10 protein-coding genes are annotated in these 14058 nt (G+C 43.0%); all 10 read right to left on the bottom strand.

The features are described from left to right. Positions 1 to 557: 557 nt before the first annotated feature. From FYJ64_RS05030 to FYJ64_RS04990, 10 genes are read right to left on the bottom strand one after another with little or no spacing between them, the layout of a single operon-like run. On the bottom strand, positions 558 to 1922 hold the full coding sequence (locus FYJ64_RS05030) for a hypothetical protein (protein ID WP_154574111.1): 1365 nt from the start codon (positions 1920 to 1922) through the stop codon (positions 558 to 560). A gap of 16 nt (positions 1923 to 1938) precedes the next feature. After that, positions 1939 to 2487 carry a hypothetical protein gene (locus tag FYJ64_RS05025; protein ID WP_154574110.1) on the bottom strand — a complete coding sequence of 183 codons (549 nt, stop codon included), beginning with the start codon at positions 2485 to 2487 and terminating at the stop codon, positions 1939 to 1941. 23 nt (positions 2488 to 2510) lie between these two features. Further along, positions 2511 to 4871, bottom strand: coding sequence for a DUF262 domain-containing protein (locus FYJ64_RS11740; RefSeq protein WP_328596988.1), 2361 nt, complete (start codon positions 4869 to 4871; stop codon positions 2511 to 2513). Between the two features lie 56 nt (positions 4872 to 4927). After that, on the bottom strand, positions 4928 to 6400 hold the full coding sequence (locus FYJ64_RS05015; protein ID WP_154574109.1) for a restriction endonuclease subunit S: 1473 nt from the start codon (positions 6398 to 6400) through the stop codon (positions 4928 to 4930). Continuing rightward, complete coding sequence (locus FYJ64_RS05010; protein ID WP_154574108.1) at positions 6397 to 7812, bottom strand: type I restriction-modification system subunit M; 1416 nt, start codon at positions 7810 to 7812, stop codon at positions 6397 to 6399. Before FYJ64_RS05010 ends, FYJ64_RS05015 begins: the two co-directional genes overlap by 4 nt. 1 nt (position 7813) lies before the next feature. Continuing rightward, positions 7814 to 10576, bottom strand: a complete 2763-nt coding sequence (locus FYJ64_RS05005) for a type I restriction endonuclease subunit R (protein WP_154574107.1) — start codon at positions 10574 to 10576, stop codon at positions 7814 to 7816. A gap of 52 nt (positions 10577 to 10628) precedes the next feature. After that, positions 10629 to 10859: a helix-turn-helix domain-containing protein gene (locus FYJ64_RS05000; RefSeq protein WP_154574106.1), complete on the bottom strand. Its 231-nt coding sequence runs from the start codon at positions 10857 to 10859 to the stop codon at positions 10629 to 10631. Next, complete coding sequence (locus FYJ64_RS04995; protein WP_154574105.1) at positions 10798 to 12510, bottom strand: DUF2326 domain-containing protein; 1713 nt, start codon at positions 12508 to 12510, stop codon at positions 10798 to 10800. Before FYJ64_RS04995 ends, FYJ64_RS05000 begins: the two co-directional genes overlap by 62 nt. Then, the gene (locus FYJ64_RS11735) at positions 12501 to 12725 is read right to left on the bottom strand and encodes an ABC-three component system middle component 7 (protein WP_328596987.1); all 225 of its coding nucleotides are present in this window, start codon (positions 12723 to 12725) and stop codon (positions 12501 to 12503) included. Before FYJ64_RS11735 ends, FYJ64_RS04995 begins: the two co-directional genes overlap by 10 nt. Then, on the bottom strand, positions 12709 to 13821 hold the full coding sequence (locus tag FYJ64_RS04990; RefSeq protein WP_154574104.1) for an ABC-three component system protein: 1113 nt from the start codon (positions 13819 to 13821) through the stop codon (positions 12709 to 12711). Before FYJ64_RS04990 ends, FYJ64_RS11735 begins: the two co-directional genes overlap by 17 nt. Positions 13822 to 14058 lie beyond the last annotated feature (237 nt).

The following is a 14058-nucleotide window of genomic DNA, read 5'->3' as shown; positions in this document are numbered from 1 at the left end:
AATGGTGGTTTCCACCGCCGGAACGGCGGTGCCGTTGAACCGGAATACACGTATTTATGATTTCCACCGGCCGGACTGGTGATTTCCAGTTCACCGGATTTGCGCTTTCAGCGCACCGGAATATTCATCATTCCCGTTGTCTCCACCCCTCCAAAAGCATCTCAATAGTCTCGACCCTTCCCCTGCATCAGTGCACAGGACTGTTGTCAGATCAATAAAAAAGAGGCCCCCGGGATATGGCCATTTTTAGACCAATCTCCGGAACCTCTTGATTTCAACACATTCAGAGCCTCTTATTTACTTCACTTTAGACATCAGACATACGCACTCCACATGGCTCGACACGTCCATTTTGATGTCAGGAGCAGCCGTTTGTCATTGGGAACTTGTCCACGATTTTGTGGGTTTAATTTTCCGTGCCCTCGGGGAGCGTCCGTCAATGGGAACTGGTCAACACCCTACTTCCTACTCTATTATATACGAGGCGTCTAATTCCATACCGTCTCAACCCTGATCCCATTCTCAATATAGGGAATCGGTCTAAATATTTCACCGTCTCAACCTATTACGACGATGTACTCCCTTGAGATATCTGTAAACGTCTCGTCAACAGATAAAAGCACTTCATCAAGCTGCTCATTTATTGTCCCCCTGACAAAGGCGTCTCTCGCCTCCGGCTTCTCAATCAGCACCCACTTAAGCTGCTGGTACGAGTATTTGCCGAAGGCCAGCCACTGCGGATAGTTAATCGCCATCGGGTTCTTGGTGAAGTAAACCTTCCCGGCATTTACCGCAGTCGCCGCGCTATGCCCTATAAAGAGCATCGTTCCGAGCTTTGGATGCTTCTCGTGGTTTGTGGATAGTGGAATTGATTCCTTAACGGGATGTCCTTCCTTTATCCGCTTGATTGCATATCCAAGCCGCGTAACAACTTCCGCGATCATCACTGGAATCGAGAGAGTGCAAAAATGAATGAAGTCGTAGCCTTCATAGTACATTCCCTGTACGATCTCAGCGATTGTCTGATCTTCATCACCGATGTTTCCGAACTGAAGAAGATTGAACAATCCCATTAGTGGTGCCGGAAGACCCATCGACGTGGTGATGTCGGACTTGAAGTGCGTTATCTGCTTTGCGATTGCAAAGAAGATATCCTTTTCTGTTCTGTTAGCATATCCATCTATAACCTGTGAGACTGCTTTTCCTGTCTTATCAATTGTGGTCATCCTGCCGGTCATAATGTCTGCAACACCAATCACCAATCCAAGTAGCGGATCATGCCCGAGGGACAGAAGTCTATGGTAATAGGTCGACAAGCCCTCGACGTTGACGACGGTGTTCCTGTTGTCCTGCGCATCGTATGGAACCTTACTCACCTTTGAGTTAGCGAGCTTCTCCATCTCTGCTTCTGGATACCTCTTGTCAAAGTAATCCCTGACATAGTTGGCAAGCACTCCACCTTTCAGGCCTTCAGGCGTCTTTTGTGGAATACCCACCAGAAGGATTTCAACTGCAGCAGCAAGAAGTCCTGCCGTTGCCGAGATAGTGATATCGTATTTATCCAGCCGATGAAGCTGATTGTATTCTTCATTGAGCGCAACTATAGCCTGCTCATTTGTCTGCAGTTCCTCCGCCGTGAATAAATCCTCGAGCACGCATTGATTTCCTACTGCGGCTTCTGCTTCCAAGCATAAGCTCTCCCATGATGGAACGACCATGACCTTCTTTGGTATTTCCTGAACGGCAAGACTTGCACCGTTGGGAAACTTAACGCCGAGAGACCGCAACAGTTCTTCACTCTGCCGGATATTCTCATCTATATCCTTGGTGTCAGGAAAGGCTATCCTTGCCAGTTCCTTATCCTGATGCACGAGGACATTATTGAGTTGTTGTTCTAACTCTGTGTATCTGTATTTACTCATTTATCAGCATCCTGAATTAAGCTGCAATTCCCAAGTCCTTCTGAAGGTCTTTTATTGCCTGCTGCAAAAGGATGTTAATGCTTTGCAGATAATCCATGCGTTCCTTAGTTGCATCAGCCTCTTCCTTCATAGCCTTGATAATTGCCTCATGTTTCTGGAGCGCTTCCTTATACAGACGCTCTTTTTCTTGTCGTAACTGTTTATTCTTTAATTTGGCAGCTACGCCTACACCGCCTGCAGCCAGTGCCGCCACGGGTAATGCCAATACGAATACTCCGGCTACCATACCACCGCCGACAATAGATCCTGCTGCGGCTAATCCAGAAGTGATACCAGCAGCTGAAAGACCAACGGTACCGAGTCCATAGAGTGCCGCAAATGATCCAACACCGCCAATTCCGGCACCAAGGGCTCCTGCAAGCACCTCCGGTATTGCACTTTCTCGTATCGTTCTCTTTTTATCGTTCAAAGCGGCGGAGGCTTCATTAACAACATTTACAACTTGTTGCAGCGCCTCTACGCTCTGGAAATTCATTTCTTTTTTCTTCTTTACATATTCACCCATGTCCCGAACCTTCTTTTATAAGTTTACTCTTGAGCTTCATCCTTATAGCAAAAGTGATCCTTGACCTTCTTGTATGTGGTCTTATCTGTGAGTGTGTAAGCTACAAGCGGCACACTGGTCATTCCCTTTTCCCAATAGCCGTCCACTTGATCTGTAACATACTTCTTCCATTTAACACTGATGAAGATCTCTTTTTTATGATCGAGCTTATTCTTCGCGTCTTCTGACTCCCACGGAGCCGACGCGATTGGCGTGCTCACTCCATCAACGTCAACTTTGAAGTCTGCCATCGGCACAGCTGTCGCAAGGCACTCACCGATACCGACAAACCCACTTCCAGCGATATGACAGAACACAGTGTCACCGGCTTGTACGTTATACAGATATCGTCCACTACCTCCAATATTTGCGGATAGGAATCCATACTTCAGTGCGTCTGGCCAGCTTCGATCAGCATAGCCAATAGTAAATTCCTGACCTTTTGTGTTCTTGAAAAACTCTTTTTCTTCGTCAGCTGACCAGCCTCCGGCAAGGTCTTTTATATCTGTTGGATTCCAGATGTCACTCGCCATCTTCAGGTATATTTCTGCACGATCTGCTATGCTTTGCTTCTTAAATTGATCTATCGCTTCAAATCCATATCGGCTGACCACATTCGACAGGAATTGCGGATTGTTTTGGTATGCGATTGGATTGAGAGCCTGCGCAAGAATGTTATCTCCGGAATACTTCTGTACCTTTTCCGAGTACTTCATGGCCTGATAGCTCCTGTTCTTGTCACGGGTGAGAAGAATCAGGTTGCCGATATACTGACGGGAAGACTGGAAGTCCTCATAATCTGAAAACTCCTCTGTATAGTCTTCGTACTTGTCTGGGAGAATATGCTCTATGTCGTATGTGTTTCCCTTCCGCTGACGGTCAACATACTCGTCGAAATGGGACGGATTTCCCATGAGCACATTGACGTGGGAAGTGAACCTTGCAAGGAGGTGGAGCATATATCTACCGGAAAACTGATTCAAGCTAAACTTTGTTATGCCGTCAAGGTTTGCATCCATTCTTCTTAAGGCACGGACATATACCATGCCGACAGTCTTACAATCTTGATTCCGGACATCGCACATCACACGGAATAACAAATACTTATTTGTATTCCAGTTGACCTTTCTAAAATTGAAAATGCGTATTGAAGCAAAGTCATCAACGAACTTTGCTGTCATCTGAATCTTCTTCTTTACTACATCTTCAGGATCATCATTCCGTACAGCTGCAAGAGTGAGCATGATCTGATATGTAAGATCCCTGTTGGTGTTATAGAAAACCTCCTCATATCCCGGAGTCAGTTTTGTGCCATACTCTTTAAGTCGCAGATATAGGTTTGTAACCTTTGTCATTTCTATCCATACAAAGTCTCTGAAATCCTTTGATTTCACAAGTCCCATTTTGGTTTTGGCTTTATCTCTTACCCAAGTATGGAATTTATCACCGAGCAGTTCATAGTCCTCATCTTTTGCTCCGCGCTTTCCTTCACGAAGAGTCTCTGCATATTTTGCACGCAGCCAAATTGATATAAACTCAACATCCTCCGTATTAACGGTACCACTGGAATTATATGAGGAAGCATTCTTAATTTTATTGATGTTATCCTGCCACTGATGATTCACATCTAAACGATCTGCCTCAGCCACCTGCTGAATAACATAAGCCTTCATCATTTCTGCACTGTTAAGGCTGAGACCACGGTCATTCATGGTCAAGAAGATAGTATGCGCTTCATCCTCAGATGGAGTATCAATTTCCAGCAGCAATACTTTCTCGATAAGCCAATAAATGAAAAACGGCAACGCCTCGCCCTTCAGCTCATCCGGAAAGCACTCAACGATATCCTCATACCGATCAAGCATGTTCTGCGAACTCTCATTATCAGCTACGTAATTCTTGTCGTTCTGCAGAAGAGCCTGCATACATTTGGCTCGCTCCGGCACGTCAATATTGAAGCTCTTCTTCCCAAAATGAACAGCATAAATCATGCTATCAAGGTCAACCACTTCATCTTCTGGGACAGCAAGTTCTTTCTGAAGATTTGTCAGATAAATGAGGAGCAGTGTGAGAGACGTCAACCGCTGCTGCCCATCAATTATTTTGTTCACCGACCCTCCTGTACAGATGATACATCCCATGTAGTAGAAGCCATATCCGGCAACCTCTTCTGGTGTATCATGATCATTCGGATCATAGTATTCCTCAAATGTGTTCTGAAAATCAGAAAGCATCTGATCAATTTGCTTCTGTCCCCAACGATACTCTCTCTGGAAGTAGTCTACCGTAAAGCGACGGCCACTTAGGATTTTCCCAAGAGTATCTGTTTTGTCAATTTTCTGCACGATTGATTCTCCTCTAAAACAACTTTCAATAGCAACAATTATACATTATCTATACATCATTGAGATATTGCTAACAGAAGTTCATCGATTCTTTCAGCTATTCGCTTTTGTTCCGCCAATGGAGGAAGAGGCACAAACGCTGAGCTCACTTTTTCAATATTCAAATTGTCTACGGTAGATCCGGATGCCCTTTGACAGAACTCGTTATACATGTACGTGGATGAAAGAAGGTAGTACAGGTAGTTATCATCAAATCCTTTGAGATTTCGTATTAGGAGCCAGCCGTCGTGTATGCAGCCATCTATTTTTGAAATATATGGTCTTCCGAAACTCATGGAGTTAGTGAGCAAAAAGTCCCCGGGAGCAACCCTGCGGCTCTTCTTTTCACCCTCTGGGATTATCCTTTCTTTCGTTTCGTATATGTATTTACCACCTTTTTCAACATCACCAATTTTGATCCAGTTGATACCCGTTGGATCATCCGTAACAAACTGTTTTATTGGTCTTGGAGAGCCCCCTCGTACGATATAAGAAGTATTCCCAAACCTTGTCCACATCCAAGAGGAAGGAATAGCAAATGGTTCCTCTCCCTCTTCAATGTCTGGGAGCAGCTCGACTTCCTTTATCTCTTTTTCTTGTTCTTTGCGCGTTCGCTCAATTTGAATCTGCTGGTATAGTTCTCTTGCAGTACCGTCCTCAGCCAGTTGTTCCGTCAACTCACCTCTGATGCCAGCGTCTATGATTTTGCTTTTCAAAACATTGAAATCTGAATGATACTCATTCTGAGTTTTATCAATATGCTCCAGCAACTCTATAGCTTCATCCAATTTAGAGACTATTTCAATTTGTTCACTTGTTGTTGGTAGCGGAATGGGTATTGAATAGACCGATTCAATGTAAAACTCCTTTTGGTTTGTTGTCCCTCTGAATTGTCGCTCCATAATCGCTTGGATTGGAACGGATCTCAATACGTAAAATATATATTTAGGAATAACTCCCGTTCCAAATCTTGCAACAGTAACATGTGAGTCCGGGAGCATAAATGGATACTGATCATCTAATGATTCGGTTAGGTAAAACCCTACACGTCCCATCGTACCCGTCCCAGTTGAGTTAATCAGTACGTCTTGCTCATGTAGGCGGAAATAAGGAGCCCATTTCTCCAGTGTGTTTTTATCTAAAAACTTTGCTTTTTCGAGGGCTAAACCGTTGGGCTGATTGCATTTCTGAGCAAATACCGGGTACAGCTTTTCAGATGAATATTTTGGAGACTTCCCCCGTGAAAGAAAAGTGCAGAGTTTCCCCAAAGGCACCCATGCCCATGATTGAGGAATCTCGAATAGACCCTCCTCAATCATAGGGGCTTCCTTTTTCTTTTTTGTCTCGCCGTTCTTTAGCAGACGTAAATACTCCTCGTGAATAGTCGCGAGACATTGTTCAATGTTGAAATCTGTTTCCGGACGCTTTGTTAGCTCTCCACTAATGGCCATCCTAATAATCCGCATTTTTACAGATGCTGTATCAATCAACTTTCAATCCCTCCTAAGAGAATCTTTAGCTGTTCTACTGAAGCAGAAATAGCATTTGCCTCTTCTTGCATATCTGCGAGCACCTCGTCAATTGTGCGCTCGTCTTCTTCTGTGAGATCTATCCATTTGAAGTTCAAGTCGTCACGACCTTTTACTTCTTCTTCTGTGAAACGCCTCCACCTGCCGTTTGGATTCTCCTCTGAATATGTCTGTTTGCGATCTTCCATATGCCCAGAGCAGTAGCATTCAACAAATTCATCGAGGTGCGCTCTTGTCATCGGACTTTGTACCATCGTATGATGCACGCCAGTCCGATAGTCGTAGACCCATATATCTTTTGTAGGTTCTCCTTTATCAAAAAAGAGTACATTGGTTTTCACTCCATTGGCATAGAATATACCGGTCGGCAATCTCAAAATCGTATGCAGGTTGTAATCCTTCAGCAGCTTGTCGCGTACCCTTTTGGTGGAGTCGCCATCCGTCAAAACGCTATCAGGTAGAACTACGCCAACACGTCCACCAGTTTTTACAATAGACATGATGTGCTGCAGGAAATTAACCTGATTATCAGAAGTCTTGATGAATTCCGGTCTATTTGCTGAAACCTCAACACTTCCCTGTGGTCTTGTCCCAAAAGGCGGATTCGTCATTACTACTTGGTACAGATCGTCAGATGTTTCAATCAGCGAATCCTGATAAGCGATTGGGCTCTTGTTTACACCAATATCATGAAGATATAGGTTCATGGATGCCAACGTAACTACCAGAGATGTGTTGTCTGCGCCAAACAATGCATTATTCTTCAGGAATCTCTGTTTTTCAACATCTCTGCTTTGTTTACGCATATGCTCATATGCCGCCAGCAAAAAACCTGCAGTTCCACAGCATGGATCTGCTACAGTTTCTGTAATCTTTGGGTCGACCACATCCACAATCGCCGAGATTAATGCTCTTGGAGTAAAGTACTGTCCAGCACCGCTCTTTCTGTCTTGGCCGTTCTTCTCAAGAATATTTTCATAGACAGCGCCCTTAAAATCTCCCTCCATCATGTACCAGTTGTCCTCTGATACCATATCAATTACTTTTTTCAGCATGACCGGTCTGTCAATCTTGTTAGTGGCCTTCGTGAAGATTGTTCCAATCAAGCCTTCATCCTTTGAGAGTTCTTTAAGAATCTCCTCATATTTACCAACAAGATCTGTACCACTAAGGTTTATAAGATCAGCCCATTTGTAGCCTTCGGGAATAGAACTACCAAGACCAACTTCTTCTTTTTCGTTATCCATTTTGAGAAAGAGAATATAGGTCAGCTGTGTGATGTAATCTGTAAATCCAACACCTGCTGCTGCGAGCACGTTTGCTATATCCCATACTTTCTTTATTAATGCCGCTTCTGTTTTTTGATTTGCCATATTACGCTACCCTCAATAAAAATCTTGATAATGACTGCATTTCTGATGCAAGTACCTTTGCACCAAATGTTGTTACGCCTTTTCTCCAGAGATCGGTATCAATCTCATTCAACTCCTGCACAGAAATGGCTCCGTCATTGATAATAAACTCTGCCACCTGACGCATAATCTCTACTTGCTCTTTGGAAAGAACACGTTGGTGCTGGCCACAATACAAGCTGAATCTATTTGCATAGCCTTTTATCAGGCTTGTCAGTTTTTGATTCTTTTTATATGCATACCTGACAATCTGTATCAGGTTGGTCAGCGCATTTACATTTGTTTTTACATCCAGTTCATCAACGTTGCCTTCGGTATCGAGCACTTTGTAATTCTTCCATATCTGATAAACTCCATATTGCCTACTCTCAGACAAGAGTCGATCACGGAGTTCACACAACATCGAATGTGTAATGATGGTATCCTCGGAATTATAAATGATCCTGAGTGCTTCGATACTGTCCTTATTATCATCCAGATACTTCTCAAAATTCTCGATGAATGATTTTGCAGTTTCCTTTGAGAACCCGGCATATATTATTTCATCCGGATCTTCCTCGGTATTGATGATATAGCCTCGCTGCATCTCTAACAGTTTCTTACGAGCTGGAATGCTACTGATCAAGCTATAAATCAAAGCCATTCGACGCGAGTTATCATGTGAAGGATCAATATACTGATGTTCAATTAGTATTCCCTGATCTGTCGCTGCTTGGATGTTCCCGGCTATTGTCCTTGGCGCAAAGCCATATGTAGTGATGAAGTAATCCAAATGTCTCCCGAACAGAGGATTGTCTTCGTATCGTCTGTTGATGGTTGAGCAGTAGTCCCTGAGCAGCCACAGATTTTCATCGCTTAATTCATTGTGCGCCAGATGCTCCAGTAAATGCTCGAGAGAAAGAACTTTCTTTCCGGGAGCTGGGTTAATGACCGGATGCGGTATAACCTTCTCGTGTTCCGTCACGCCGACCCCATCAACAATGTAATAGCATTCTTTTGTATTTGCATTCGGAGTAACTTCACGCAACTTGTCATCACTGATTACGCGGCATCCACGACCTTTCATCTGTGTATAAAGGACATCAGAATGAACGTCTTTCATGAAGAGCACCACTTCCAGAGGTTTCACATCTGTTCCAGTTGCCACCAAAGTAACCGTTACAGCAATTCGAAAATCCTTCTCTGTTCTGAGATCTCTAATAAGACTGTTTGAATCACCCGAGGAATAGGTGATCTTCTGAACAAAATGCTCCGGAACCACTCCTTCTTCGAATTCGTCTTTAAAGACATCCTTAACGCCTTCTACGATCTCATCGGCATGATTATCGTCCTTAGCAAATATCAGTGTCTTCGGAATATACCTCCAGTCTTTCTCCCTCTCTGGGTACAATTCTTCATATATCGATTTCTTATATGCGGTTAACACTTTTCTGATCTGATCACGGTTAACAACTGAACGATCCAACTGTGCAGGATCATAATCGACTCTTTGTGATGAGGTGTATTCTGTTGTCTCGCCTGTTTTGCGAGCTGTTTCTGTAACTTTTGTACCGGACTTGATCGCTCCCCCATGCTCAGTTACCTCTGTGGAAACACGATAAACACGAGAAGGAACATTTACGCCATCAACGACAGAATCATCATATGTGTATTCTTCAATAATATTGTTATTGAAAAACGCATAGGCCTCTGGAGTTGGTGTTGCTGTAAGCCCCAGCACTTTTGCTCCTGAGAAATAATCCAGCACCGCTTTCCATTTTCCGTATATGGATCTGTGACATTCGTCAACAATTATAAGTTGGAAATAGTCAGGTGGCAGCTTCAGGTCGTCACCAAGTGTTATAACCTCTTTTGTTACTTTCTCTTCATCGGCTGTTGTGTTCTCATCTTCGGCATCTTCACTAACATCCGTGAGCGCCTGCCCAGTTAATACTGCAAATAACTTTTGAATTGTTGATATTACAATATCCGCTTTTATATCTTTTTCTTGCTTAAGCCTCTTGATCTCATACAGGGAGCTCATTTCCTGTTGACCTTCTGTGCGATCAAACTGACTAAACTCGGCCTCTGTCTGGCGAGCGAGATTGTTTCTATCAACAAGGAACAAAATACGTCTCGTTGGCGTATAGTTCAGCAATCTATAACTTGCAAGACAAGCAAGATAGGTTTTACCACTACCAGTCGCAAGAATAGCGAGATTCTTTTTCTCACCATCCTTCAAAGACTTTTCAAATTGAATCTCTGCCCTGTACTGGCAATCACGAAGACCTCGTTTCTCCAATCTTGGCAGCGCTCCATATTCCGACACTTGATTAATCATCTGGAGCATCTTTTTCGGAGAATGCATCTCGCTTAGTTCTACATAATCACCCTCGGGATCAGTCAGCATGTTTTTGAAATAGATTTTCTTCCCGTTCGCCATATACACAAGCGGAATCAGATCACTATACCACAGGCCATACCAATGTTGTGGACTCCTTGCGTAGTCTTCAGCCTGCTTTTCAACCTCTTCGCCGAGAGGGTTTTCTTCTCTCTTTGCCTCGACAACAGCGATGGCTTTATTATCTACAAAGAGCAGATAATCACTCTCTGTATTCCCCTGCATCAAGGCTTCCTTTACAGCAGATGCGGATTTGGGCACATATTCATTTCTTGAAACGATGTCCCATCCAGCATTTATTAGCTGCTTATCTATTTTTTCTCGTGCTCGTTCTTCTGGCAGCATTCCGGCACTTCCTTTCCTCCAGAATAATAATATGACTTTAGGCGTCCATAATTCAGGACTCCTGTTTTACTTTACTCTCCTTATCCGGAACAAACTCCATAATGTCTCCGACATCACAATGAAGCTCATTACATATTTTGGCGAGCACTTCTGTTGTGACGTTTCCATCTTTGGTGAGCTTTGCAAGCGACGAAGAGCTGATCCCTGCGTTCTTTCGCAGATCAGACTTCTTCATGTTCTTGTCTATCAGTAGTTTCCAAAGTTTGTTGTAACTCATCTTCATTTTGGTTGGTCTCCTTTGTGTATGCGTCCCATGATCTACCATACAGTTCACAATTGTTATCTGATAACCTCAGCACACAATTATCTTCTAAAACCTTTCTTGTTTCAGGCCTACAATCTCCCTGCTTATCATATGCTATAAATAACTGTTTTTTTGTGCTGATATATATGCGAACAATCCCGTCAAAAGCATCTTTGCTCAAATCACCAAAGAGCAACGAGTCGTGTGCTATCGCCGGAAGAGCGGTTGTAAACAAAACCGCCAAATCATATATGATCAATCCTTTATAATTTGATCCGGTTCCCGTGTTGTCCGGAGTTTCAAATTTGTAACTGTTATATGCATTGAACTGCACATGTGGCGGCTTCTTCTTTTCATCAAATAGCAGATCGTTGAACTCCTCCATTTTTGAATTCAGTGTGTTCTCAATGTCATAGAGGATTTCTTCTATGCTCCGCTTTAAAATTTCATCTGCATTGGCTTTTGCTTCTTGAAGTTCTTTTAATGTGAGGAATGCCTGATTCTGTGTTTTAAGTGCTGCGATTTCCGCTTTTAATTCAGAGTGCCTATCAAGGAACTCCTGAGACATTGATCCTACAAAGCCAAGTTCTTTGATCTGTACTTTTATACCATCAAGTCGCTGTTGCAATACGGCAATTTCCGCTTCAATCGCGGCCTTTTCTTCCGAAAATTGTGCATCCAGTATTTTGGCCAGTTTCTGGTGGTATCTTTCAATTTCATACAGTTTGCGAAGGTTTACCCCCGGAAAAAACTCCTGCAAGGCCTCCATGTCCGCCTCTGTAGGATACAGGCCATACTCCAGATTCATGTTCACAAGACGGAGCTTCATCTCTTTGGCATGTATAACCTTTTCAACAGACATCTTGTCATTCGTCAAAGCTGCTTTTTTCTTGTTTAGTTCAATCTCCTCCTCCGAAGATCCCTTTTCTGCCTCCTGTACCAATGCTGCAAGTTCTAACTCAAGGCCACGGATGGTCGCCAGATTCTCTTCGTACTTTTTCTGTCCGCCTACGAGATCCGAAATAAAATGATATCGTCTCGCTTCCTTATATGCATCGAGTTTCTTTTTATGCTCGACTACGTTATCTTTGAACTCCTCAATATCTTTATACCGATCAAAGAGTGTTACAATAGCTGTAATTGCCTTATCCATATTCTGGCCGGGGATACCCAACAGCGGATTAGTCTCATCGATGTTTTTCTTGCCATAGATCCTGAAATGGCTGCTTACGGCAATTCGGAAAGATAATCCGGGAAAATCCATATGATACTGTTCTTTCAGCCAGTCTGTAAATTCTTTTTTTGTATACTGTTCTCCGGTGTACTCATATTTTTCATCGCAAATAAAAACGGTCTCCCCCTCTGCCGTATTTCTGGCAAAGTAATAGGTTGTCCCATCAAATTTGAAAGCGAAGTAAATCGTATGATGTCCTTCATGCTTTACCCCATCACTTTTAATATAGGTATCTCCACCAAAGACATAATCAATAGCAAGCAGCGCCGTTGACTTTCCGATAGACATAGCTCCATCTTCTTTTCCCAGCACCACATTGAGACCTTCATGAAATTGTATTTTTGGACGCTGTTTCCCTTTTTCTTTAAATGCCGGTGACCACATTTCTACAAGCATATGAACACCTCCTCGTCATCATTGATGTCTACAGCTCGCAGGGCATATAAACAATCCATCACAGACAAAAAATCTGTGGCGTCTTTAAGATATGGTTTTACCCGGTTATACAGATCAGTCACCGCGACTGGTCTTTCTTTTATTTCCCTGAGCACTATCGGTACAAGCGATAATGTGCTGTTTTTATATGAATATAGTTTATTCGGTAATTGCATCAAACACCTCGCACTTTGCAATAAAGTATGCCACAACGATTTGGCAATAAATGTCTTCCTGCAGGCTTACCTTATGCACTTTCTCTGATATTTCATTAAAGATTTCGACATTGGATTTGTTCGCCTTTTTCAGTCTTTTGTATATGGCCTTCATCTGATCCTGCACTTCATCGTAGTCAATCTCGCCGCGCTTATCTGCGCTTGTTATGATTTCTTTCAGAGTGACATAGTAAGTGTCTACGTAATTCTTTACCGTCCTATATAAGGCTAAGTTCTCATCCGGATCAAGTTTCTCTCTTATGTCCTTCGGATCAAGGGACGGATCTAACAAGTCCTTTTCTTTCATATTCTTGATCTTTCTTATGACACCTATTATTCCTTTCTCCAGAGGCATCCCGTCAAGAAGCTTCATGCTCTGCTTATGTGCCACAAGGATTTTCTTAATGCCCTGAAGTTCTTTAAGAATCTTCTTGCTGTCATCGATTGCATATGTCGCATGACACTGCGGACACATAGCTAACAGATTGTCGATCTTTGGCTCCTTGGTTTTATCTATCAGGGACACTTCAAACACAGGTGTTGCCTTTCCATTATCCGCCACCATCAATGAATTACTGCATCCGGGGAAAGCACAAACATTCTCAGCTTCATCCCGAAGATAATCACCAAACTTGATCTTTAACTCATGTGCCTGCTGCATGAGTTTTTGCCGTTCAAGTTCATCTTTCGGAACAAGACCGGCTGCTCGCTGAATAATATCGATAAAGCAGTAAGCCAGTTTATGAGCAATATTATCTGAAGTCGCAGAAGGATCATAACTTCGATAGTCACCTGCCAATAGGGCAATCGCAGCATGTGGCCTTGTGTTGAGAGATTCTATAAACATCTCCGGCGACAGTCTATATACGATGCTCTGCGCAAATTTCTTAGAAAGGCCACGTTTTGCATATGAGCGAATAGTGTTCTCTTTCGTCAACTTGCTTGACGGATCTTTTGGTGTCGCCCATTCTTCCTCCGTAACATCTGTAATCATCGCAACGAGATCCCTAAAGAAATACGGAACATCCGCGCCATCAGATATTCTATTTTTCATCATAGAAAAGAATTCCTTAAACTCCACGAACAATCCCGTCCTTTCTGAGAGTTTTGTACCAAGATGTACCACGCTGCGCCAAACCATCCCCAAGTCGAACTATGCCATTTTCTATAATTATTTCAGCACTTAGGTGTAAGGCTAACCGGGTGATTTCAGATGCACATATTTTAGCACAAAAGTGTCCATTTGTCAAAGCAACGGTTTGCGTTAAGGACATTTTTAAGTCAAAAAGGATTT

The sequence above is a fragment of the Hornefia butyriciproducens genome (assembly GCF_009695915.1).
Lineage (GTDB): Bacteria > Bacillota > Clostridia > Peptostreptococcales > Anaerovoracaceae > Aminicella > Aminicella butyriciproducens.
Note: the sequence above shows the minus strand (reverse complement) of the source record. Positions and strands in the feature narration are given on the sequence as shown.

Excerpts from the sequence above, each read along its gene's own strand:
- FYJ64_RS11735 (WP_328596987.1), bottom strand. The coding sequence starts at position 12,725 with ATGCAATTACCGAATAAACTATATTCATATAAAAACAGCACATTATCG.
- FYJ64_RS05000 (WP_154574106.1), bottom strand. The coding sequence starts at position 10,859 with ATGAAGATGAGTTACAACAAACTTTGGAAACTACTGATAGACAAGAAC.
- FYJ64_RS05010 (WP_154574108.1), bottom strand. The coding sequence starts at position 7,812 with ATGGCAAATCAAAAAACAGAAGCGGCATTAATAAAGAAAGTATGGGAT.
- FYJ64_RS05005 (WP_154574107.1), bottom strand. The coding sequence starts at position 10,576 with ATGCTGCCAGAAGAACGAGCACGAGAAAAAATAGATAAGCAGCTAATA.
- FYJ64_RS05025 (WP_154574110.1), bottom strand. The coding sequence starts at position 2,487 with ATGGGTGAATATGTAAAGAAGAAAAAAGAAATGAATTTCCAGAGCGTA.
- FYJ64_RS05030 (WP_154574111.1), bottom strand. The coding sequence starts at position 1,922 with ATGAGTAAATACAGATACACAGAGTTAGAACAACAACTCAATAATGTC.
- FYJ64_RS04995 (WP_154574105.1), bottom strand. The coding sequence starts at position 12,510 with ATGCTTGTAGAAATGTGGTCACCGGCATTTAAAGAAAAAGGGAAACAG.
- FYJ64_RS04990 (WP_154574104.1), bottom strand. The coding sequence starts at position 13,821 with ATGATGAAAAATAGAATATCTGATGGCGCGGATGTTCCGTATTTCTTT.